General features: G+C 56.5%; 19 protein-coding genes. 7 read left to right on the forward strand and 12 right to left on the reverse strand.

Annotation, left to right across the window (positions count from 1 at the left end; all coding sequences use genetic code 11):
- Window positions 1–34: 34 nt before the first annotated feature.
- From WCC56_RS06445 to WCC56_RS06480, 8 genes are all read right to left on the reverse strand, one after another.
- The gene (locus tag WCC56_RS06445) at window positions 35–1,699 is read right to left on the reverse strand and encodes a methyl-accepting chemotaxis protein (RefSeq protein WP_424691584.1); all 1,665 of its coding nucleotides are present in this window, start codon (window positions 1,697–1,699) and stop codon (window positions 35–37) included.
- Between the two features lie 127 nt (window positions 1,700–1,826).
- Complete coding sequence (pqqF, locus tag WCC56_RS06450; RefSeq protein WP_424691585.1) at window positions 1,827–4,373, reverse strand: pyrroloquinoline quinone biosynthesis protein PqqF; 2,547 nt, start codon at window positions 4,371–4,373, stop codon at window positions 1,827–1,829.
- Window positions 4,373–5,512, reverse strand: coding sequence for a pyrroloquinoline quinone biosynthesis protein PqqE (gene pqqE / locus WCC56_RS06455; protein WP_424691586.1), 1,140 nt, complete (start codon window positions 5,510–5,512; stop codon window positions 4,373–4,375). The genes pqqF and pqqE overlap by 1 nt, the downstream gene beginning before the upstream one ends.
- On the reverse strand, window positions 5,499–5,783 hold the full coding sequence (gene pqqD / locus WCC56_RS06460) for a pyrroloquinoline quinone biosynthesis peptide chaperone PqqD (protein ID WP_424691587.1): 285 nt from the start codon (window positions 5,781–5,783) through the stop codon (window positions 5,499–5,501). Before pqqD ends, pqqE begins: the two co-directional genes overlap by 14 nt.
- Entirely contained in the window at window positions 5,783–6,550 is a 768-nt protein-coding gene (pqqC, locus tag WCC56_RS06465) for a pyrroloquinoline-quinone synthase PqqC (protein WP_424691588.1), read from the reverse strand. The genes pqqD and pqqC overlap by 1 nt, the downstream gene beginning before the upstream one ends.
- Window positions 6,551–6,560: 10 nt before the next feature.
- Entirely contained in the window at window positions 6,561–7,472 is a 912-nt protein-coding gene (gene pqqB, locus WCC56_RS06470; protein WP_424691589.1) for a pyrroloquinoline quinone biosynthesis protein PqqB, read from the reverse strand.
- A 55-nt stretch (window positions 7,473–7,527) separates the two neighbouring features.
- On the reverse strand, window positions 7,528–7,599 hold the full coding sequence (gene pqqA, locus WCC56_RS06475; RefSeq protein WP_071822147.1) for a pyrroloquinoline quinone precursor peptide PqqA: 72 nt from the start codon (window positions 7,597–7,599) through the stop codon (window positions 7,528–7,530).
- A gap of 182 nt (window positions 7,600–7,781) precedes the next feature.
- Window positions 7,782–8,822 (reverse strand): dipeptidase, encoded by a 1,041-nt coding sequence (locus WCC56_RS06480; protein WP_424691590.1) that lies wholly within the window; start codon window positions 8,820–8,822, stop codon window positions 7,782–7,784.
- Between the two features lie 237 nt (window positions 8,823–9,059).
- Here WCC56_RS06480 and yghX point away from each other — a divergent pair, with 237 nt between their 5' ends.
- Complete coding sequence (gene yghX, locus WCC56_RS06485; protein WP_424691591.1) at window positions 9,060–9,947, forward strand: YghX family hydrolase; 888 nt, start codon at window positions 9,060–9,062, stop codon at window positions 9,945–9,947.
- A 29-nt stretch (window positions 9,948–9,976) separates the two neighbouring features.
- Here the strand turns inward: yghX and WCC56_RS06490 are convergent, their stop codons facing one another.
- Complete coding sequence (locus WCC56_RS06490; RefSeq protein ID WP_424691592.1) at window positions 9,977–10,951, reverse strand: AraC family transcriptional regulator; 975 nt, start codon at window positions 10,949–10,951, stop codon at window positions 9,977–9,979.
- Window positions 10,952–11,061: 110 nt separating this feature from the next.
- On the opposite strand from WCC56_RS06490, the gene WCC56_RS06495 reads away from it, so the two are divergent.
- Window positions 11,062–12,249 (forward strand): MFS transporter, encoded by a 1,188-nt coding sequence (locus WCC56_RS06495; RefSeq protein ID WP_424691593.1) that lies wholly within the window; start codon window positions 11,062–11,064, stop codon window positions 12,247–12,249.
- A gap of 63 nt (window positions 12,250–12,312) precedes the next feature.
- On the opposite strand, the gene WCC56_RS06500 is transcribed toward WCC56_RS06495, so the two are convergent.
- Complete coding sequence (locus WCC56_RS06500; RefSeq protein ID WP_424691594.1) at window positions 12,313–13,527, reverse strand: MFS transporter; 1,215 nt, start codon at window positions 13,525–13,527, stop codon at window positions 12,313–12,315.
- 170 nt (window positions 13,528–13,697) lie between these two features.
- The gene (locus WCC56_RS06505; RefSeq protein ID WP_424691595.1) at window positions 13,698–13,979 is read right to left on the reverse strand and encodes a SelT/SelW/SelH family protein; all 282 of its coding nucleotides are present in this window, start codon (window positions 13,977–13,979) and stop codon (window positions 13,698–13,700) included.
- A gap of 263 nt (window positions 13,980–14,242) precedes the next feature.
- Between WCC56_RS06505 and WCC56_RS06510 the strand changes: the two genes are divergently transcribed.
- Genes WCC56_RS06510 through WCC56_RS06530 form a run of 5 tightly spaced genes read left to right on the forward strand, consistent with a single transcriptional unit; the run spans window position 14,243 to window position 20,325 of the window.
- On the forward strand, window positions 14,243–16,645 hold the full coding sequence (locus tag WCC56_RS06510; RefSeq protein WP_424691596.1) for a TonB-dependent receptor domain-containing protein: 2,403 nt from the start codon (window positions 14,243–14,245) through the stop codon (window positions 16,643–16,645).
- A 57-nt stretch (window positions 16,646–16,702) separates the two neighbouring features.
- Complete coding sequence (locus WCC56_RS06515) at window positions 16,703–17,740, forward strand: hemin-degrading factor (protein ID WP_424691597.1); 1,038 nt, start codon at window positions 16,703–16,705, stop codon at window positions 17,738–17,740.
- Complete coding sequence (locus tag WCC56_RS06520) at window positions 17,737–18,555, forward strand: heme/hemin ABC transporter substrate-binding protein (RefSeq protein ID WP_424691598.1); 819 nt, start codon at window positions 17,737–17,739, stop codon at window positions 18,553–18,555. The genes WCC56_RS06515 and WCC56_RS06520 overlap by 4 nt, the downstream gene beginning before the upstream one ends.
- Before the next feature lie 32 nt (window positions 18,556–18,587).
- Window positions 18,588–19,553: a FecCD family ABC transporter permease gene (locus tag WCC56_RS06525; RefSeq protein WP_424691599.1), complete on the forward strand. Its 966-nt coding sequence runs from the start codon at window positions 18,588–18,590 to the stop codon at window positions 19,551–19,553.
- Window positions 19,546–20,325 (forward strand): heme ABC transporter ATP-binding protein, encoded by a 780-nt coding sequence (locus tag WCC56_RS06530; protein ID WP_424691600.1) that lies wholly within the window; start codon window positions 19,546–19,548, stop codon window positions 20,323–20,325. Before WCC56_RS06525 ends, WCC56_RS06530 begins: the two co-directional genes overlap by 8 nt.
- A gap of 10 nt (window positions 20,326–20,335) precedes the next feature.
- On the opposite strand, the gene WCC56_RS06535 is transcribed toward WCC56_RS06530, so the two are convergent.
- A complete protein-coding gene (locus WCC56_RS06535; protein ID WP_424691601.1) occupies window positions 20,336–22,489 on the reverse strand; it encodes a putative bifunctional diguanylate cyclase/phosphodiesterase in 2,154 nt (717 codons plus the stop codon).
- Window positions 22,490–22,608: the final 119 nt, after the last annotated feature.

Consider the following 22,608-nt stretch of genomic DNA (forward strand, 5'->3'; position numbering starts at 1 on the left):
GCCTCATGCGGGTCGCAGAGGCCGGGCAGGCAGATTAAAACGTTTCCCAGTTACCCTGGTCGGTACTGACCGCCTGCGCCTTACGAGGCAGGGCAGCTGGTGCCGCTTTGAGCAGTTTGCTGGCGGCAGGCAACAGCGTTTGCTGGCCGATTTTGAACACGGCAACCGCCTGAGAAAGGCGGCTGGCTTGCTCTTCAAGAGAGGCCGAAGCCGCAGCAGATTCCTGCACCAGCGAGGCGTTCTGCTGAGTCACCCGGTCCATCTCGGTCACGGCCAGGCCAATCTGATCGATACCACGACTCTGTTCATCAGAAGCGGAAGCAATTTCACCCATAATATCGGTCACGCGGACCACCGCGTTGACGATATCGTGCATGGTTTCGCCCGCTGTCTCTACCTGCAAGGAACCGGCGTTAACGCGATTCACTGAGGCTTCAATCAGCGTTTTGATCTCTTTGGCGGCCTGCGCGCTACGCTGAGCAAGGTTACGCACTTCTCCGGCTACCACCGCAAAACCACGCCCCTGTTCACCTGCACGGGCCGCTTCCACCGCCGCGTTAAGGGCCAGGATGTTGGTCTGGAAGGCAATCCCGTCGATCACGCTGGTGATATCGGCAATTTTCTTCGAGCTTCCGGCAATTTCGCTCATGGTTTTCACCACGCCATCCACCACTTTGCCGCCTTTCTCAGCCGTGACGGACGCGCTTTTCGCCAGCTGTGAAGCCTGACGGGCGTTCTCGGCGTTCTGTTTCACCGTTGCGGTGAGCTGTTCCATGCTGGCAGCGGTTTGCTCCAGTGAAGCAGCCTGCTGCTCGGTACGGGAAGAGAGGTCGTTGTTACCCAGCGAGATTTCGCTGGCACCGGTAAAGATGGCATTGGAGCTGTCGCGCACATGGCCCACGGTGACAATCAGTGACTGCTGCATTTCAGACAGATTACTCGCCAGCGTGCCCATTTCGCTGCGACCTTCCACTACCAGCGTTTTAGAAAGATCGCCAGCTGCGATACGCTGGATATGCGCCAGCACCTGTTTCAGTGGTGTCAGCAGGACCCGTTTAATGACCACCCAAACGGAGACTACCAGCAGTACCAGCACCAGCACCACGGTCGCCAGTGTCCACATCATGTGGTTAAAGCCCTGTTGGTTTTCGCTCATCCCAACCGCTAAAAGCTGGCTGTTCTGCTCGCGCCAGCTGTCGTAGCTGTTTTCAAGATCGTCCTGCGCTTTCTGCGCTTCAAGATTGCCGTAAGCTTCGTAATTGTTGGCACCCAGATACTGAATCGACATTTTCATCGTGTCGAACATCTGCTGATAATTTTTGGCCACGGTCGCGGCTAACTCAGGATTCTGGCCGCTCTGCTGCTGAGCTTTTGTATAGTTGGAAAAATGGAAAGCGGCATCGTCCAGCGTAGTGCTGGCGGTGGCAAGCAGCTTGGTGATCCCAGCCAGCGAGGCGGGATCGGTCTGTTTTTTCAGCATGCGGATGGCGGCACGGTTAATGGTGACGCGCGTTTTGATCAGCGTTTGCCAGGCATCGCTGAGTTGCCCCTGTTGCTGGGTGAGGACGCTGGCGCGGATAAAGTTGTTTTTATCCTGATTAATGGCGTTAAACGACAGCCCGCTGGAGAGCAGCAGTAACGCACTGAACACAATCAACATAATGATGATGCTGGTGACGACTTTAATATTTTTAAGCATAGTGCGCACTCTGTAGGGAGGGTTAACCTGATAGAAAGGTTATCGGTACAAAGTGGTTTAACTTTAAACCGTTGCTGAAAGAGGATCCGGGCCTGAGGGAAGGGCGTTGTTATTGCAGAGGTTGAGGTTATTTTGCTGAGTTATTCAGCCAGTACCAGCGCTGTTTTTCTGTGGCTAATGCGGAGTAATACTGCTGAATTTTTTCAACAGACAGCGCCGCGAAAATATCCGCGGACAGGGGCGGTAAAGTCAGCTGCATTTGCTGCCAGTGATTAAGAGCGTGTGCGTGTGATTTGGGGTAGGTGGCTGGGAGCGCATTCAGCAACAGTGACGTTTTCTCGCTGACGGTATCTTCAGTGATTGTGTCGATAATGTCGACCATGTCGGCAATAAAGTCGGTAATAAGCTGTGAAAGTTGCTGATGAGTTTGCGTGGGGGATTGTAAAGCAAACAGAATTCCAGCCACGCCAGCGGACTGATGGAAACGGCAGCTCACCACATAGCCAATATTCAGCTCAACGCGCAGTTTCTGGAAGAAACGCGGTTCGAACAGCGACGCAAGCACTTGCCAGGCGGCCAGGCATTCTGCCCTGTTTTCTGTCAGCGGACAGAACAGCAGGACGGCGGCCTCTTTACTGGCGGTGGGGAAGGCATAGTGAGCATGCTGAGGAACTGAACTGGGGTGAGCTTCCCCCGGCGTAACGCACTTTGCAGGCCAGCCAGATAAAAGCTGAGAAAGAGCAGACTGCAAACTACTCTCACCACCGTAAAGTGTTGCCTGCCAGGGCGGGGAACGCAGGATGACCTCATCAACGATCTGCTCTGACGAGGACCCTGTCAGAGAGGAACGCTCAGCAGACTGACGCAGTAGCGGCCGATCGAGGGCGATTTCTGTCAGGACTTCAGGAAGCCTTGCAAGTAGCACGCGGATCGCAATATCGGCACGTTCTGACTGACAATCTTTGCGGTACAGCCTTTCGCCCTGGGCAATCACGGCAGCTGAAGGCGGGCTAAGCACGTCGATAATCGCGGCCAATCTGTTCTGCATCAACGTTGGTGAACCGCTTAGCTGGATCAGCCCTATTCCCTGGCGTTGAGCAAAGCTCAGTTCGCCGCCATGATGTTGGCAAAGGCCAATAACCGGTTGTAGCGCGGCTTCGATCAGCGCTGCGCTCCTGCGGGAGAAGGGTTTACCAGCCAGTGGATGAAGCAACAGCAAAGGCTGACCGGAAGCGGCAATGCAAGTCAGCGGGGCGGTTTCTGCGGGTAACTCAGGAAGCCGTAGCGGTTCGCCTGGCGAGTAAAATGCCATCTTCGGTACGCGGCCGGGTGGCTCTTTGCCCCAGGCTATAGCGCCAGCTTCCAGGGTAAATCCCTGAACCTTAGTCCTGTTAACGTTTACCGAAGGGGCAACCCACAACCGCGTCATCGCCGCTGGCTGAAGCTCGGTCAGTAATTTTTGCCAGTCTTCAACCAGGTGGGCTTCACTCTCTGGCGGCGTAAAACCGAAGGCCCGCGCCCGAAGTTGGTCGAGGCCGGAAAGCTGGGCGAAGTGGCGCCGTGCCAGCCTGGCGTAATGCGCCAGCGCCTCACTGCTCAGGCTGGCTGAGTCTTTTAGCCAGTGGCTGAACACCGCTTCAATGCTGGCCGGGTTGGCCGCCTCGCACAGTTCAACCCGCACGCCGATCAGCGAATGTTGCTGGCTGCGGTAAGGCTCCAGCAGCTGTATCGCCTCACCCAGCCCAAGGTCACGCAGCGTTGCCAGCAGGCTGTGCTCCGCTTTATCCGTCAATAACTGGCTGAACACCGACAGCATGTTCCTGTGGCAGGAAGAGACGACAAAGCTCAGTTGCAGGTGGCAGGCTGACTGACTGTGCAGACCATAGTGGCGCTGAGCCGTCAGCGTTAAAGGGGAGGCAGGTTTGGCTTCCGGAAGCATCGCAGCAGATTCAGCCTCCTGATGAGCAGCCTCCGCATGATCTTCCTGACGTCTGTTGGCTCCGCCTTCCGTTGGCTGAGGAGAGAACGCCTCCGCAATCTGCTCAGCCAGCTGAGCCAGCGCTTCCAGAGACTGCGGCCCTTGCAGCCACAACGCCAGCTTATCAGCCCGGAAGAAGCGCTGATGATACTCCCTTAGCGCCTGCTGCAAGGCCAACGTATCGGTACCAAAAGCAGGCAGATTGCCGACATGAAAATCATGCAGGCGATGGGGCTCAGCAACAGCCTGGCTCAGTGCGACTTCGCATAATGTGTCCGTGTGGCGGGTCAGCATCTGGAACTCGGCATCGATCACCTTCACTTCCTGAGCAATCGACCCGAGGGTTAGCAATGGCCTGGCGAGCATATCCACCAGGCGCAGCAAACCCTGCTCAAAGCCTCCGACGGCGATATCAAAAAACCAGGCGGTGTGATGGGCATGAGTGGTGGCGTTGAGCCGGGCCCCGTTGGCCGGCCCCCAGGCCATCAGCCTTTGATCGCCCTGGTAATGGGCGCTGCCAGCAAACAGAACGTGTTCAAGCAGATGCGCCAGTCCTGGCCACTGTTCTGGCCCTTCATGGCTTCCTGCGGAAAGTTGGAGCAGAGCAGCGGCCCGGCTGGCAGAGGGATCGTGGAGTAGATTAACCCGCAATCCGTTCGCTAGCGTGATTTGCCTGCCGGACGCTGCCTGACTCATCAGGCCTCAGTCTTGAAGATCAGCTGAGAGTTGGTGCGGTTACGGAACTGCAGATGGCTGATCTGTATATTGGTGCAGTTTGCCTGCTCACGGGCTTCGAGGATCTTGCCGTGATGCGGTGACTTCGAGCAGACCGGGTCGGTATTGTCCGCATTGCCGGTCAGCATAAAGGCCTGACAGCGGCAGCCGCCGAAATCCTTCTCTTTTTCAGAGCAGGAGCGGCAAGGTTCCGGCATCCAGTCAAAACCGCGGTACTTGTTGAAGCCGAACGAGTCGTACCAGATTTCCTGCAGCGTGTTTTCCAGTACCGAAGGGAACTCAACGGGCAGCTGGCGCGCGCTGTGGCAAGGCAAAGCCATGCCTTCAGGCGTCACGCTAAGGAAGATGGCTCCCCAGCCGCCCATGCAGCCTTTTGGCCGCTCTTCGTAGTAATCCGGGGTGACGAACAGCAGGTTAGCGAGGTTGCCGCTGGCGGTCATCTTCTCGCGGTATTGATGCACAACGGCTTCGGCATTGGCGATCTGCTCACGGGTTGGCAGCAGGCCTTCACGGTTTAACTGCGCCCAACCGTAGAACTGACAGGTTGCCAGCTCCACGTCGTCCGCTTCCAGCTCGATGCACAGCTCGATGATCCGATCGATCTGATCGATATTATGGCGGTGCAGCACAAAGTTCAGCACCATCGGATAGCCGTGCGCTTTCACCGCTTTCGCCATGGCCAGCTTGGTCTGGAACGCTTTTTGCGATCCGGCCAGCGCGGCGTTCAGCGTCTCGTCACTCGCCTGGAAACTGATCTGAATATGATCCAAACCCGCTTCGGCAAAAGCATCGATCTTCTTCTCTGTCAGGCCAATGCCGGAGGTGATCAGGTTGGTGTAGAACCCCAGATCCCTTGCTGCACGGATCAGCTCAGGCAGATCCTTACGCACCAGCGGTTCTCCGCCGGAGAAGCCCAGCTGAACAGCGCCCATCTGGCGCGCCTGTTTAAACACCTCAATCCATTGATCCGTAGTCAGCTCTTTCTCCTGCTGGGCAAAGTCCAGCGGATTAGAGCAGTAGGGACACTGCAACGGGCAGCGATAGGTCAGTTCAGCCAGCAACCAGAGCGGCGGATTGACCTGAGGATTAAGCTGGTTCACGGAAAATTATCCACTTTTGTTCGTAAGCCTGACCGAAAAACTCTTTGACGTCGTCGCCCACGCCACCGGCTTCCGGAAACTGCGCGTTAAGTTCAGCGATCAGGGCGGCCACAGAGCGCACGCCATCCACCAGTTGCAGGATAGCCGTGGCACTCTCGTTCAGTTTTGCCATGCCTTCCGGGTAAAGGATCACATGGCAGTCCTGCGCCTGTTCCCACTGCAACCGGTAGCCGCGGCGGAAGGAGGGGATCTGCTGCTCGGTAATGTCCATTACAGTAATCTCTCTTTGTGCCAGGCCATTTTGTCGGTCACGGTGTGGTAAGGCGGGCGATGCAGCTCATAAGCCAGGGTCATCGCATCCAGCATGCTCCAGAGAATATCCAGCTTGAACTGCAAGATCTCCAGCATACGCTCCTGCTTTTCAACGGTAGTGCAATACGCCAGCGCCAGCTGTAAGCCATGCTCAACGTCGCGGTTTGCCTGACTTAAACGGCCACGGAAATACCCGTACCCTTCAGCCTCAATCCACTTGTAATGCTGCGGCCAGCTGTCGAGGCGGGACTGGTGGATCTGCGGAGCAAACAGCTCGGTAAGGGAGCTACAGGCCGCTTCCTGCCAGACGGCGCGGCGGGCAAAGCTGACGTAGGCATCAACAGCGAAGCGCACGCCGGGCAGCACCATCCGCTCGGAGAGCAACACATCTCGATCCAGACCAACGGCTTCACCCAGGCGCAGCCAGGCTTCAATACCGCCCTCGCTCCCTTCGCTGCCATCGTGATCCAGAATACGTTGCACCCATTTACGGCGGGTTTTCGGGTCCGGGCAGTTCGCCATGATCGCCGCATCTTTTAACGGAATGCTGGTCTGGTAATAAAAGCGGTTCGCTACCCAGCCCTGGATCTGCTCACGCGTGGCCTGACCGTTATGCATCGCAATATGGTAAGGGTGATGGATGTGGTAATAAGCGCCTTTATCGCGCAGCGCCTGTTCAAAGGCTTCAGGCGTCATCGGCTGGGCCGGGAAATTATCGGGTTTCATCTGTTTCTCGTTAAACGTCAATGACCATGCCGTCCCAGCTGACTTCAATGCCCAGCGCCGTCAGCATCTGACGTTCTGCGGACTCTTCATCAAGGATCGGGTTGGTGTTATTGATATGAATAAGAATTTTGCGTTCAGCCGGCAATGAGGCCAGCAGCGCAATCAGCCCCTGTTCCTCCGCCAGCGCCAGGTGCCCCATATCCTTACCGGTATTGCGGCCCACGCCGGTGTTCGCCAGCTCATTGTCCTGCCACAACGTGCCGTCAATCAGCAGGCAGTCGGCCTTTTGCAGCCAGCCCAATAGCTCGCTGTCCGGCTCACCCAGGCCGGGCGCGTACATCAGCGTCTTACCGGTGCGGGTGTCTTCAATAAACAGCGCGATATTGTGGCCAGGCAGCGGCTTACCTCTGTAGGCCGAATACGGTGGAGCGTTGCTCAACAGCGGAATAGCCGTGAACTTCAGCGCCGGACAAACGGCAACCGAGAAGGCTTCACCAGGCGTGATGCCATGATGAATCAGCCCGCCGTTCCAGTGCGTCAGCATGGTGAACACCGGGAAACCGGTCGTCAGGTCGTCATGTACTTCTGGTGTACACCACACCTGATGCGGGCAGCCTTCACGCAGGCTGAGCAATCCGGCAGTGTGGTCGATCTGGCTGTCGGTCAGGATAATCGAGCCGATAGCCGTGCCGCGCAGCACCTCTTTTTTACTCAACGCAGGCGTAGCAGCCAGCTGATGAGCGATGTCTGGCGAAGCGTTGCACAGCACAAAATTGATGCCATCATCACTGAGGGCAATAGAGGATTGCGTACGGGCTGAGGTTTTCAGGGTGCCATTACGCACGCCCTGACAGTTCCTGCAGTTGCAGTTCCACTGAGGGAAGCCACCACCCGCCGCAGAACCGAGAACGTTAATCTGCATGTGTAGACCAGCTATAAAAGAGAAGATGCCCACAGCAGGCTGTGGGCATAAGGGATTAACGGTTGGAGATGTACAGCGTCACTTCCAGACCTAAGCGCAAATCAACAAATTTAGGTTTAGTCCACATAGTGGGATCCTCAGGGTGTTATGAAAATTACAGAACTCTGCTCAGTCAGTTCGGCAGGTAATACGCTTGTTGTCAAATATCGAAAGATTTGGCGTGCAAATGTTGCGCCTAAGCCTTGTTGATATCAACCCTGTAAGCAGCAGGGGTACTAAGAGAAAACCCACCAAAATGTTCCAGGTGGTTCATTCTCCCCATGTTTTCTGTAAAACAGCTAACCAGTTGCGCCAGCTAATTTTTTCGACCAACTGGTGCGAATAGCCTGCTGAGCGCATCGCTTCAACCAGGCGAGGCAGTCCGGCCACGTCTTTTAGCGCTTCAGGCACGCTGATGCCGTCGAAATCCGATCCCAGACCCACGCGATCTTCCCCCAGCCGTTCCATCAATCCTTCGAGATGCCTCAGAATTTCGCCGAGTGGCGTGTCGCTGTCGCGTTTGCCATCGGTTCGCAGGAAAGCGTTGCCGAAGTTTACGCCAACAAACCCGTCGCTTTCGGCAATCGCCTGCAGCTGGGTGGGAGTCAGGTTACGGGGCTGAGGGCAGATTGTATGGACGTTGGAATGGGTGGCAACCAGCGGCGCGGTGCTGTGCTTCGCCGTTTGCCAGAAGGCTTTCTCATTCATATGCGACAGGTCGATCAGCAGCTTTTTCTGATTACAGGTCCGCAGCAGCTCCAGGCCTAACGGCGTCAGACCCTCGCCAGTATCGGGCGAGCCGGGGAAACTGCCGGTGACGCCAACGCCAAAACGGTTGGCTAAATTCCATAATGGGCCGATGCTACGCAGGCCAGCCTCAATCCAGCTATCCAACTGGCTGAGCCGATCGTCCAGCGCTTCGGCCCCTTCAATATGCAGCACCATCGCCAGAATACCCTGTTCGATACAGTGGCGGATTTCGGCCGCTGTGCGACAAATTTTGGCTTTGCCTGCAGAGTCGGCTTCAATCCTGTGCAGCAACGCAATCTGAGCTTCGGTGATGGCCAACGGATCGTGCAGCGCTTCGCTGTAAGCTTTATTACTCTGCTGTACAAACTCTACTGGCGGGATAAAGACGGCAAACAGGCCACCGGCAAAGCCGCCCTGACGGATACGTGCCATATCCAGATGGCCGGGTAACGTGCCGTGCAAAAACTGCGTCACCGGATCCTGCTCAGCAGGCATCCACAGGCGCAGCAGCAGATCGTTGTGGCCGTCAAAAATCGGCGTCAGGGAAGCAGTCTCAGTCATGGCAGTCAGTTCAGGGCTCGGTGGCTGTGGCAAAAAGGGGAAACTGATGACGATCATACGCAGTTTACCCGCGGCTGCGTCGTTAAAATGTGCGGTGAAATGAAGATAAAACGTAAAGATAAGGTGAGATCTGCTGATTAGGTCTGCACATCAGTGAAGGCGGCTTGACGAAGGGCGCAATGTGAATGACTGTTACTGAGCATCATTTCCCTTCTCTGGCGTGTAAGGAGCATTGATATGTCCCGTTTGACCGCGAAAGATTTCTCCCCGGAACTGCTCGAAATTTACGATTACTACGTTCACGGCAAAATAAATAAGCGTGAGTTTCTTTCACTGGCCGGCAAGTTCGCCGTCGGTGGGCTGACCGCGGCCACGCTGCTGACTTCGCTCAGCCCCAACTATGCCTTAGCCGAACAGGTGGAATTCACCGACCCGGACATTCTGCCCGAATACATTCATTACCCTTCGCCCAACGGCAATAAAACCGTGCGTGGCTATCTTGTGCGCCCAGCTAAAGCCACCGGGAAGCTGCCTGCTGTGATCGTGGCGCATGAGAACCGTGGCCTGAATCCTTACATTGAAGATGTGGCCCGGCGGGTAGCAAAAGCCGGCTTTATCGCGCTGGCTCCGGATGGACTGAGTGTGTTGGGTGGGTATCCTGGCAACGATGAGAAAGGGCGGGAGATGCAGGCGAAAATTGATCCCACTAAATTAATGAACGACTTTTTTGCCGCTATCGAATTTATGATGCAGGACGAGCGAACGACCGGAAAGGTAGGGATTACCGGCTTCTGTTATGGTGGCGGTGTGGCCAATGCCGCTGCCGTAGCCTATCCGGAGCTGGCCGCAGCCGTGCCGTTCTATGGGCGCCAGCCTGATGCAAAAGAGGTGTCACGCATTAACGCTCCGCTGCTGATTCATTACGCCGGGCTGGATACGCGCATCAATGAAGGCTGGCCCGCTTATGAGGCCGCGCTGAAGGCGAATAACAAGGTTTACGAAGCGCATATTTATCCGGAGGTGAATCACGGCTTCCATAACGACTCCACCCCGCGTTATGACAAAAAAGCGGCCGACCTGGCCTGGGAAAGAACGATTGGCTGGTTCAATAAGTATCTGGTGTAACCATTAGGTGATTATCCAATGCTGCTTCATCAGGCCACATCCTGAGCCGCCAGCCGCCCACCTATCTCAGTGCGCAAGGCGCCAGGCGTTTTGCCTACCGTGCGCTTAAAGGCCCGGCTGAAAGCGGCCAGCGAGCCGTAGCCGAGCCGCCACGCGACGGTTTCAATCGCTTCGCCATCTCGTCCTATCCACTGCACGGCCAGCTGCATGCGTAACTCTGTCAGATAGCGCACTGGCGTCATACCGGTAACGGCGAGGAAGCGTTCGGCAAACACCGAACGGGAGCTGCCCATCTCAGCGGCTAACTGCGCCACCGTCCAGTTTTTACCCGGCTCGCGGTGTAAGGCAACCAGCGCTTTACCCAGACGCGGATCGCGCAGCGCCTCCAGCCAGCCACCGGCCTGACCACAGCCAGACTCTACCCAGCCGCGCACGATAAACGACGCGACCACATCTGCCAGCCGGGAAAGAATGCCTGCGTAGCCCGCTCTGCGGCTCAGCGACTCGCGCTCCATCGCGTCCAGCATTGACTGTACTTCAGGGTATTTATGGATCAGCGTGTCGGCCAGCAGCACTTCCGGCATGGCGGTGATTAACATCTGCATGCCGCCCAAATCGAATTCCATCGTGCCGCTGAAAATCAGCACGGAAGAGGCTTCTGGCAGCTCCTGCGGGCAGGATTTTACGCAGCAGACATTGCCACAAACCGGCGTGGACTCAAACGAGCGCACGTCCTGACAGGGCACATCCGGCGAAGAGAGCAGCATATGATCGGTTCCCTGGGGCAGCAGCAGTGCATCGCCGGTATTCAGGGAGTAGAGGTTGCCGCCCTGGGTGCGCAGCATCACTGGCCCACGGCTGACAAAATGAAACTGTGCACGTCCGGGGGCATGGATAAAGCCCACGCCGAACGGGGCAGCCAGCTCAATACGCTTGTACTGTACGCCCATCAGGCGCATGCCCAGCAACAGTTCGCTGGCGAGATCGTGGGTTTCTGTGATCATGGTTATGCACCTTCCGGACGGATAATCAATAATTGCGGATTTTACATCATAGACCATCCGGGTCCAGCCCTTTACTCTGTACGCTCACTTCTTCTTACGGAATGCATGCAATGAACACACTCCAACAGGCCGGCATGGCAGAGGAAAAGCCCCAGTGGGGCGCGGTATTTTCGATGGCGCTTGGCGTGTTTGGACTGGTGACGGCAGAATTTCTGCCCGCCAGCCTGTTAACGCCAATGGCCGCGAGTCTTGGCGTTACTGAAGGCGTGACCGGACAGGCGGTGACCATTACGGCAGTGTTCGCTTTGCTGACCAGTTTCTTCATCGCCTCAGCGACCCGTAATCTGGATCGCCGCTTAGTGATGCTGGTGTTTTCGGTGATGCTGATCGTCTCGAATCTGCTGGTGGCCTTTGCACCTGATCTGACCTTTATCCTCGTTGGTCGGGTGTTGTTAGGCATCGCTATTGGGGGATTCTGGACGCTGGCCGCCGCTACCACTATGCGACTGGTGCCGGAAGCGATGATCCCGCGAGCGCTGTCGATAGTATTTAGTGGGGTGTCCGTCGCGACTATCGTTGCCGCACCGATGGGCAGTTATTTTGGCCATCTGATTGGCTGGCGTAACGTGTTTGTAGCCGCATCGGCGATCGGCCTGTTGGCGCTGGTCTGGCAGATGGTAGCCCTGCCAAAAATGGCCGCTCATCATTCTGGTAAAGGCAGTTCGCTCTTCTCTTTGATCCGTCGTCCAGGCATGCAGACTGCGTTGCTGGCGATCCTTCTGGTGTTCTCCGGGCACTTCGCGTTCTTCACCTATTTACGTCCTTTCCTGGAAAGTGTCACTGGCGTAGGCGTCAACGGTCTGTCCGTTATCCTGCTGGGCTTTGGGGTGGCGAACTTCGCCGGAACCCTGATTGCCGGGCTGCTGTTGGAGCGTAACTTGCACCGCACCTTGATCGGTATGCCGCTGGCAATGGGGCTGCTGGGCGTTGGTCTGGTGGTGATGGGATCGGCTCCGCTGGTGGATGCGGTGCTGGTTGCGCTGTGGGGCATGGCGTTTGGTGCCGTGCCGGTTGGCTGGTCAACCTGGATCACTCGTACCATGCCGGATGAGGCTGAAAGCGGTGGCGGGTTGTTGGTCGCCTCTATTCAGTTAGCCATTACTATTGGGGCTGCAGCAGGCGGGATGATCTTTACTATTACCGGTGCTAAAGGCGTCTTTATGGGCAGTGCTGTGGCGTTATTAATTGGCACGCTGACCATTTATGCGGCCTTAAGAACCAAACCCGCCGTAGCATAAGCCGTGTTGAACGGTTCTGAAGGGAACCGCATGGCCAGGCAGCGCGCCTGGCCATTCACCGCATCAGATCAAATCAGTCGATCCAACGCCGGTATTTTTGCGATCGGCCACTTCTTTCAGTAGCGCAACGATAAAGATCATCATCCCCAGCACCGGCAGAATAGCGCCGTAAGTGGCGGTCTGCGTCATCGGATACCCTTGCTGCACCACATAAGCGCCAAGGAATGCGCCCAACGCATTGGCGATGTTAAATGCCGAATGGTTCAGCGTGGCGGCCAGCGTTTGCGCCTTGCCAGCTACCTGCATCAGACGCACCTGTAGCGGTGCGCAGAGTGCCAGGTTGGTGCCGACCAGGAACGAGCCCAGCATCAGACCGGTAACGGTGCCGATCATCAATGGGAAGAGGGTTAGAACCACCACGCTCCACGCCAGAATGCTGAAGATCGACAGCATGATTTTGCCGTCAGCCATCCGGCCACCGGCCAGATTTCCCAACACCATACCCAGACCAAAGGCGAACAGCACAAAAGGGAGCCAGAAGGTGGAGAGGTGCGCTGCCATGGTCAGGATCGGCGTGATATAGCTGATCACCGCAAACATTCCGCCAAATCCGATCGCCGCAATTCCCAGCGTCAGCCACAGACGAAGGTTTGCCAACCCACGGATCTCTTTCAACGGTGAACTCTGCTCAAGGTCTTTCTGCACGGGGAACAGCTTAAAGATCAGCAGCGCATCAACCAGCGACAGGACCGAAACGCAGGCAAATGCCCAGCGCCAGTCCAGGTGCTCGCCCAGCAGTGTCGCCGCTGGGTTGCCCAGCAAGGACGCCAGCGTCAGGCCCAGCATCACTCTGCCCACTGCTTGTCCACGGCGGTTTTCTTCCACCAGAGAAGCCGCAGCCAGCGCGGCTACACCGAGGAAAGCTCCGTGCGGCAGTCCGCTGAGGAAGCGTGAAATCACCAGCATATGCGCATTGCTCGCCAGCATGCTGCTGATGTTACCCACCAGAAACAGGGAGATGAAAATCATCAGCTGATGCTTACGGGACAACCGCGCGGTGCTCAGTGAAAACAACGGGGCACCAACCACCACGCCAAGGGCGTAATAGCTGATGAATTTACTGCCTTCCGCCAGGCTGACATTCATTGCGCTGGAAACCTGCGGCAGCAGTCCCATGATCACGAACTCACTCAGGCCGATGGCAAAGGCGCCCAGCGCAAGGGAAAAGAGCAGCGGGCCGACGCCACGCACAGGTGTAGCTGAATCTACTGTATCCATAGAAAAGGGTGCACTTAATTTAACGATGAGAAGTTACTCCAGCCACGGGCAGGAGCGCAGGTCTTCAGGCAGGGAGGTAAGTGAAGGTTTTATCTTATTATTGTGACGCAGCGCGCAGTTTACAGTGAACGCGCTGGATGACACAAGGAGGACGAAGCGCCATTCAGGCGCTATTTGGTATCAATATGGCCCAGTTCCCGCTCCGGGAAGCAGAAGTTACGCACACGCTGCTTTAGCTCTTTCGCTTCCGGGAAGCCACCCTCGGTTTTGCGATCCCAGATAATGTGCCCATCAATTAACACCTGATAAATCCCGCCGGTGCCAGGCACCAGGTTTACCGAGGCCAAATCGGTGCTGAAAGTGTGCAGTAACTCTTGTGCCATCCAGCCCGCTCGCAGCAGCCAGTTGCACTGAGAACAGTAATGAATGGTGATAACAGGGGCGGTATTCATCGCAAAGTCCTTCTCTAAAAACAGGCGCTAATCTTCCGGCGTCTGTTAGCTGGCTGTCAAGTTTACACTTCGATCACTTTCTTAACATTGTGAATTAATTGTGGAGGTTATTGATATAGAGAATCGATCTCATTATCATTCGCGTTTAATGGTTGTCAGGGAATGACCTACACAGCGCCGGATGCGTCACGTTCTTTCGCAGCCTGGTTGGGCTGCGGCCGCAATGTATGAGTCGATACTAATAAAGAATAAAGGCTTACTAAATGCGCAACGCTTTCAATTACCAGGGGTTTGTCCAGAAAACCGTGCTGTTTGGCACGCTGGTCACCACCGGTTTCAGCATCGCTGCTGAAACCAGCTCTCCCGCTTTGCTCCCTGAAGCCACTGCCACCGGCACGCCACTGGCAATTTCAGAGAAAAAAACCACTCAGTCGGAAGCCGTGATGACGGTTACCGCACCACAGAGTGAAAAAAAGGCGGGCAGCAAAACCACTATTACCGCTGCAGAGATGCAGAAAAAGGGCACTAACGACTTTGGATCGGTGATGCGCTATGAGCCCTTGATCAGCGCGACTGGCGTCAGCGGCGGTTCTTCATCAGGGAAAAGTGGCTTCGATCGCAGCGGCTACACCGGCTACAACATTCGTGGCCTGGAAAGTAACAGGGTGGGACTGGACGTAGACGGTATTCCCCAGCCGGATGCCACTGGCCGGAGCTACGTCAGCCGCGCCGGATTGAACACCTTCGGCATCGGTCGTGATTATCTGGACCCGTATATGTACGGCCAGGTAGATATTGAATCAGGCGCGACCTCAACGGCCAACGCCAATACCGCTATTGGCGGCTCGGTCTCTTTCCAGCCTAAATCTGCCGATGATTACCTTTCGCCGTACAAGTCGACCTCCTTCGGTTATCAGACAGATTACGACTCGGCCAACCGCAGCTGGCATAACGGTATTACCGCAGCAGCAGGCGATGAAACCCTGCGCGGCGTGTTTGTTTACAGCCGCCGCGACGGCCAGCAAACCCGAAATAACAGCGGCACGATTGATGCTTACCCGGCTAACTGGCACTCCAATGCGCTGATGAGCTCGGCGATCTGGCAGCCGAACGATGAGCACAAGCTCACCGGCACCGTCGACTATTACGACAAAACCAACCACACGCACTACGATACCTGGAACACGGCGGGCAGCAGCATTCTGGGCACTGCAGAGCAGCAAAGTAATACCCGCCGCTGGGGCGTCAGCCTGAAGGATGAGTGGACGCCAGCCAATGCCTTTATCGACTCCCTCAGCAACAAAGTCTATTACCAGCAGACTCAGGCGCACGACAACACCTTGATGCCAACCAGCACCGGCAGCACGGAACGTGTCTACTCGAATTACGATGTGGAGACTTACGGCTTTGAAACCCAGCTGAGCAAAACGCTGGGTCGCCATGAGCTGAGCGCAGGTCTTAACGGACGCGTGACTGAAACCCAACGTCCGTTCCGTGAAGAACCCGCGCCAAGCGTTTATACCGCGATCATGCAACCTGAGTCCGACAGCCGCAGCTACGCGCTGGGTGGATTTGTGCAGGATACTATCCAGTTCGATCTGGACGGTCACGGCTTCTCTGTCGTGCCTGGCTTGCGCGTTGCGCATCAAACCACCAAGCCACAAAACCTGTCGAGCCTGACTACCGGCAGCGCCGTGCTGGATGAATCTGAGCTGAATACTCTGTATGGCAAAGAGAACTCCGACACGCAGGTTCTGCCGTCTCTGAGCTTTAACTACGACATCACGCCATCGCTGATGACCTATGTTCAGTATAAGCGTGGCGCGCAGTTCCCTAACCCCAGCCAGCTGTATGGCTCCTGGAACCTGGGATCCAGCTATGCCGGAACGGCGCAGTATGCGTTGATTGGTAACAGCGACCTGAAAACCGAAACCAGCAACAACGTGGAATGGGGGATGAAAGGGCAGGTGGTTGACGGCATTACGCTGAAGACCGCGATGTTCTACAACACCTATGAAAACTTTATTGCTTACACGCGTTATTCCCGCGCAGCCAGCCCGGCCCGTTTTACCAATGTTCCTTCAAATATCTACACTGTTTACCAGGCAGAAAACCGTGATAAAGCCTATATCTATGGCGGTGAAGTGACCACCAAAGTGAACTTTGGCACCTGGTTTGAAGAGGTTAACGGCCTGAGCGCGACCTTTGCGCTGGGGTACAGCGAAGGTAAATCGAAGTCCAGCTACTCCGGCGACAGTTATGTAGATCTGGACAGCGTAGCGCCGATGAAAGCGATCGTGGGTGTAGCCTGGGATGATCCTGCTAAACGCTATGGCGCGGCAGTGACAGCGACCTTCGTGAAAGGGAAAAAAGCCACGGCCACCAACCGTGAATCCTATACCAACAATGCCGGCACCTCGTTAACGGAGTCCAGTGAGGAATATCTGCGCGTACCGGGTTACGGTATGGTGGATATGACCGCTTACTGGCAGGCTAGCAAAAATGTCAAAGTCAGCGGCGGGATTTATAACCTGACTGATCGTAAATACTGGGACTACCTCAGCAGCCGTGAGCTGACGGAGAGCACCAACCAGGATGCTTATGATAAAGCGCTGGCGGTCATGCCTGGCCGGACGTTCCAACTGGGCGTAAACGTCGACTTCTGATTACCCTGTGTTATTACCCATTGCCCTGCACCGAGTGCGGGGCTTCAAGGAGAGCAAATGGACAGCACTACCCTTTATCAGCGTTATCTGTCGTTAAAAGCTGAATACCCGAAAAAGTATGCCCGTGACCTGGCGGATCTGATGACCCTCAGTGAAGCGGAACTGACCCACGCCAGAACGTTGAACGAGGCGGTGGCGCTGCGTCCTGACTTCAGCGAACTGCTCCCGGCGCTGGAAGCCGTTGGCGAAACCAAATCGATCACCCGTAATGCTTATGCGGTACATGAGCAGGTTGGACGGTATGAAAACCTGCACCTTGGCGGCCACGCAGGGCTGATCCTTAACCCGCGTGCGCTTGATCAGCGTCTGTTCCCGTCCCAGTGGAAAAGCGCTTTTTCTCTGGTAGAAAAAACCGAACGCGGAGACCGTCACAGCATTCAGATTTTTGATGCGCACGGCGATGCGGTCCTGAAAATTTACACCATGGCTGAGACCAATATGCCGGAGTGGGCCTCGCTGATTGCGGCCTTCAGGCTGGACGAAACCCCGGCTCTGAAGGTGACGGCAGTTGAGCCTGTCAGCCATGCCAGCGAACCCGATGCTGCGGTAATCGAGCAGGAATGGCGTGCCATGACGGATGTGCATCAGTTCTTCGGCTTACTGAAACGCCACAATATTTCCCGTCAGCAGGCTTTCCGTTCGGTTGCCAGCGACCTGGCGCGGAAAGTGGATAACGGCACGCTGAGCGAGCTGCTGAAACTGGCCCAGACCGACGGCAATGAAATCATGATTTTTATCGGCAACCGTGGCTGCGTGCAGATCTTTACCGGTGCGGTTGAGAAGCTGATGCCGATGGAAAACTGGGTCAATATCTTCAACCCGACCTTCACCCTGCACCTGATGGAAAACACTATCAGCGAAAGCTGGATCACCCGCAAGCCAACGGCGAACGGCTTCGTGACCAGCCTGGAACTGTTTGCCGCCGACGGCACGCAAATCGCCCAGTTGTTCGGTCAGCGTACCGAAGGCCAGCCGGAACAAACCCGCTGGCGTGAACAGCTGGCCGAGTTGACGGGTGCAGGAGAAGCGGCATGAAACTCTGGCTGATTGCGCTGCTGGCGCTGCCTTTTTCACTGCTGGCCGAGGAGCGTGTAGTGTCGATAGGCGGCGACGTCACGGAGATCATCTATGCGCTGGATGCACAGCAAAACCTGGTCGCCCGTGATTCCACCAGTCTGCAACCGGCCGTGGCGACCAAACTGCCGGACGTGGGGTATATGCGTCAGCTCAATGCCGAAGGCATTCTGGCAATGCAGCCCACGTTGGTGATCGCCAGCGAGCTGTCCAAACCTTCTCTTGCGTTACAGCAGGTTGAACAGGCGGGTGTCAAAGTGATTACCGTCACCGGCAAGCCTGAACTCAGCGCCATTCACAGCAAAATTGCCACCATCGCCGCGGCGTTGCACCGTGAAGATGAGGGCAAAGCGCTGCAAGAGAAGCTGGATAAACAGTTGGCTGGCATCTCTGATAAACCGTTGCCGGTGAAGGTGCTGTATATCCTTAACCACAGCGGCATGAAAGCGATGGGCGCAGGCAGCGGCACCTCAGCGGATGGCGCTATTCGGGGGGCCGGGCTGCAAAATGCGCTGGGCAATATTCCGCATTATCAGCCGCTGACCCAGGAAGGTATTGTGGCCAGCGCGCCACAGTTGATAGTGATTGGTGCGGACGGCCTGAAGTCGATGGGCGGGGAAGAGAACCTGTGGACGTTGCCAGGCCTGGCGCTGACACCGGCCGGTAAGCAGCAAAATGTGCTGATAGTGAATGAAATGGCGCTGCTGGGCTTTGGCCTGCAAACGCCTGGTGCGATTGCCAAACTGCGTAAAGCGGCGGAAGCACTGGCGCAATGAGGACGCACAACGTTCCGCGAAGTTTGCTGTTGATGGCACTTCTGATGGTGGCGATCGTGTTGTTCGCCGCCAACGTCGGGGCGATGCGCCTGTCATTACCGAGGGTCTGGCAGGCGACCAGCGACAGCATGATCTGGCAGATTTGGTGGAACATCAGGCTGCCGCGCGTGCTGTTGGCAGTGCTGGTGGGCTCGGCGCTGGCGCTCTCTGGCGGCGTGATGCAGGGATTGTTCCGCAATCCGCTGGCCGATCCGGGTCTGTTAGGCATCAGCAGCGGTGCCGCGTTAATGGTGGCGATTTCCGTGGTGATCCCCCTGTCGTTACCGGCGATGTTGGCGCTGTGGTGGCCGATGCTGGCGGCCTTTATTGGCAGCCTGGCGGTTACGGCGGTGATTTTCAGCCTCAGTCGTTACGGCAGCAGCACGCTTTCACGGCTGCTGCTGGTGGGAATTGCGATCAATGCCGTGTGCGGCGCGGCGGTCGGTGTGCTCTCCTGGATCAGTAACGATCAGCAGCTTCGCCAGCTCTCCTTATGGGGAATGGGCTCGCTGGGGCAGGCGCAGTGGTCAACGGTTATCGTCAGTGCGGCGATCGTCCTGCCGGTTATGGTTGCCACACAGTGGCAGGCAAGGCGGCTGAACTTACTGCAACTGGGCGATGAAGAGGCGCATTATCTGGGCGTTGATGTAAAGCGCACTCAGCGAATTTTGCTGGTGCTCAGCGCGTTGATGGTGGCGGCTGCGGTGGCCGTTAGCGGCGTGATTGGTTTTGTGGGTTTAGTGGTGCCGCATCTGATGCGGATGTGCATTGGCAGCGACCATCGTTGGCTGTTGCCAGGCGCAGGACTTGCCGGAGCGATCCTGATGCTGATTGCCGATACGCTGGCGAGAACCGTGGTAGCGCCTGCGGAAATGCCGGTGGGATTGTTGACCAGTTTGCTGGGTGCGCCGTGGTTTTTGTGGCTGATATTACGTCGCCAGGAAGGCCGTCATGACTGATCTGCTTGAAGGGCAAAACCTCAGCTGGCGCGTGGGGCATCGGCTGCTGATTGATGACGTCTCGCTGAGTTTACGCTCTGGTGAAATGGTGTCGCTGATTGGCCCAAATGGCGCGGGTAAATCGACGTTGCTGCGGCTGCTGACTGGCTACCTGCAACCGGCGGCCGGAGGTTGCCTGCTGGGGGGCCAGCCGTTGGCCAGCTGGTCGCGCGAGCGTCTGGCGCAAACCCGCGCCGTGATGCGCCAGCAAAGCCACGTTGAGTTTCCTCTGCCCGTGCGTGAAGTGGTGGCGATGGGCCGCGCGCCCTGGCCCAGCCACAGCACCAAAGCGGTAGTCGAAGAGGTGATGGCATTAACCGGTAGCGACACGCTTGCCGACAGGGATTATCGTCATCTGTCTGGCGGGGAGCAGCAGCGGGTACAGCTTGCCAGGGCGTTAGCTCAGCTCTGGCATGAAGATGGCCCGCGTGGCTGGCTGTTTCTGGATGAACCGACTTCAGCACTGGATTTGTATCATCAACAGCACGCCTTACGCCTGCTGCATCAGTTAACCCGCAAAGGCCAGCTGACGGTATGCTGTGTGCTGCACGATCTGAATCTGGCGGCGTTGTGGTCCGACAGTCTGCTGTTATTGCATCAGGGCAGGTTGGTTGCCGCAGGCACACCTGCTGAAGTGATGACCGAAGCCACCTTAACGCGCTGGTATCAGGCCGATCTGCAGGTTCACCACCACAGTCAGGATGCGGTTCCGCAAATCGTTCTGCGCCGTTAATCTTTACGCATTAAACAGCCTGTGCCGCAAACAGCACCTCCGCTGGTTGCGGGCGGCTGAGCAGGAAGCCCTGCAGCTTATCGCAGCCTGCAGCGGCCAGTGCCAGCCGCTGCTCTTCGGTTTCCACGCCTTCCGCCGTCACCGTTAAGCCCAGTGAATGCCCCAGCTTAATGACCGAAGAGACAATCTTGTCGGCATGTTCCTGAATTCCCAGCAATTGGATAAAGCAGCGATCGATTTTGAGGGTATCTACCGGGAACTGCGTAAGGTAGCTGAGACTGGAGTAGCCGGTGCCGAAGTCATCCAGCGCGATTCTGAAGCCTGCCGCACGCAGCGTCTGAAGGGTATGCAGCGCCTGTTGCTGGTCTTCCAGCATCACGCCTTCTGTTATTTCCAGTTCAATCTGCCTTGGGTCTACGTCATAAAGCGCTACGATATCTTTCACGCGGGCAATAAAGTCTCCCGCCAGGAATTGCAGTGGTGACACGTTAATCGACATATTCAGGTGCGGGCAGGTTTTTGCCCGCTTGACGGCCTGCTGGAGTACCCAGTCGCCCAGCGGAATAATCAGCCCGGTCTCTTCAGCAATGGGAATAAAGTCGGCTGGAGAAATCGGGCCCAGCTTCGGATGCTGCCAGCGTAACAGCGCCTCAATGCCCAGCATTTTGGTGCCGCTGATATCCATAATCGGCTGATACCAGAGCGCCAGACCACAGGCGTTATCAAGCGCCAGCCGCAACTCTTCTGCCAGCTGCTGGCGCTTCATCAGGGCTTCCCCCAGCGCCGGAACAAACAGATGGTAGCGACCGCGACCTTCAGCTTTCGCTGCGTAAAGAGCAATGTCGGCCTTCCGCATCAGTTCCTGCCGTTCGATGCCATGCTGCGGCGCAAGCGCAATACCGATGCTGACGCCAACCCACAAGCGGTTGCCCTGTATGATGACCGGCGCGGTGAGGTGCGTAATAATCTGCTGACAAAGCTGGGCGATCGGCTTATCGCTTTGCAGATCGTTCACCATGACCACAAACTCATCGCCGCCCAGTCGTCCCACGGCATCTTCCGGGCGCAGCAGCGCTGACAGCCGCTGACCAATTTCTACAATCAAATCGTCGCCGGTGTGGTGTCCGTAGGTGTCGTTAATCATTTTGAAACGGTCGAGATCCAGTAACAGCAGACCCACGTTTTCGCCTTCTGCTGGCAGCTTGCTTAACCGCTCCGTCAGCTTGTGTTCCATTGCGGCGCGGTTGGGTAATCCGGTCAGAACATCACGCAGGGCAAGCTGTTTAGCCTGAGCTTCACTGGCTGCCAGTTTCTCTATCGAGTCGGAGAGTTTAAGGGAAGAGGTCCACAGGCGGCGGGTCATCTTGATGCACATCAGGGTAATCGCCAGCATTGCCAGCAGCACCAGTGGGCCGGTCATCATCAGCATCTGGCTGCCTGGCCGCATCGGTTGCCAGGAGACGTAGCTCACCGGGATTTTAAGGTGCGACTGCAACAGAAAACCGGCGCTGTTGAGGTGATCTTGCGAACTGGGGGTAAAACGAAACTCGGTGACTACGCCACGGTGTTCCAGAAAATCAACAAAGCTGTAATGCAGATAACGCAGGAAGATCAGTTTGTTGCCACCGCTGCCCGCTACCTCTCCCAGCGCCACTTCTGCCACGCGGCCGTTTACCCGGATAAAGTCGCCGGTAAAGGCTGGCGAAGAAATGAGGGAGAGGCGGTTAAGGCTCTCCAGCCACGGGCTGAGTTGGTCTTTCAGCGCCTGGTAACGCTCGGTCGTGACCTCTTCACCGGCAAACCAGACCGCTAAAGGGCGGTTCTGTGCATCTAACAGATACACCTCATCATCACCGGCCAGCGTATTCAGCCAGTGTCCAAAAGGGAGGCTTACTGCCGGGTTGGCGCTTAATTGCTGCAACAGTTGCCCGGAGCCCAGCAGCTTGTGGTGCTGGTGCAGATAATCCGCCAGATGCTGAGTAAAGACGTTTTCAATCACCTGCTGCTGCTTTTCCTGAGCCCTGGCGTTGCTGCTGGTGGTCACCCACCAGGCCGTAAAGCCACAGGCAAGAAACGTGAACAGGACCCCCACAATCATCGGCGTGAGAACGTGACGGATAAAGTGGCGTTGCAGCCCGTTCGGGAGGCTTATGTCGTTAGTCATTTACTTTCCAGCAAAACCGATTCAGTCGCCAGTTAACGCTGGCCTCACGAAGATAAGACATTACCTCATTGTCGTTTATCGGCACGAGGTAACACCTTCTTTAATGGAGAATTTAGGCG

It is taken from the genome of Erwinia sp. (assembly GCF_049696395.1).
Classification (GTDB): Bacteria; Pseudomonadota; Gammaproteobacteria; order Enterobacterales; family Enterobacteriaceae; genus Erwinia.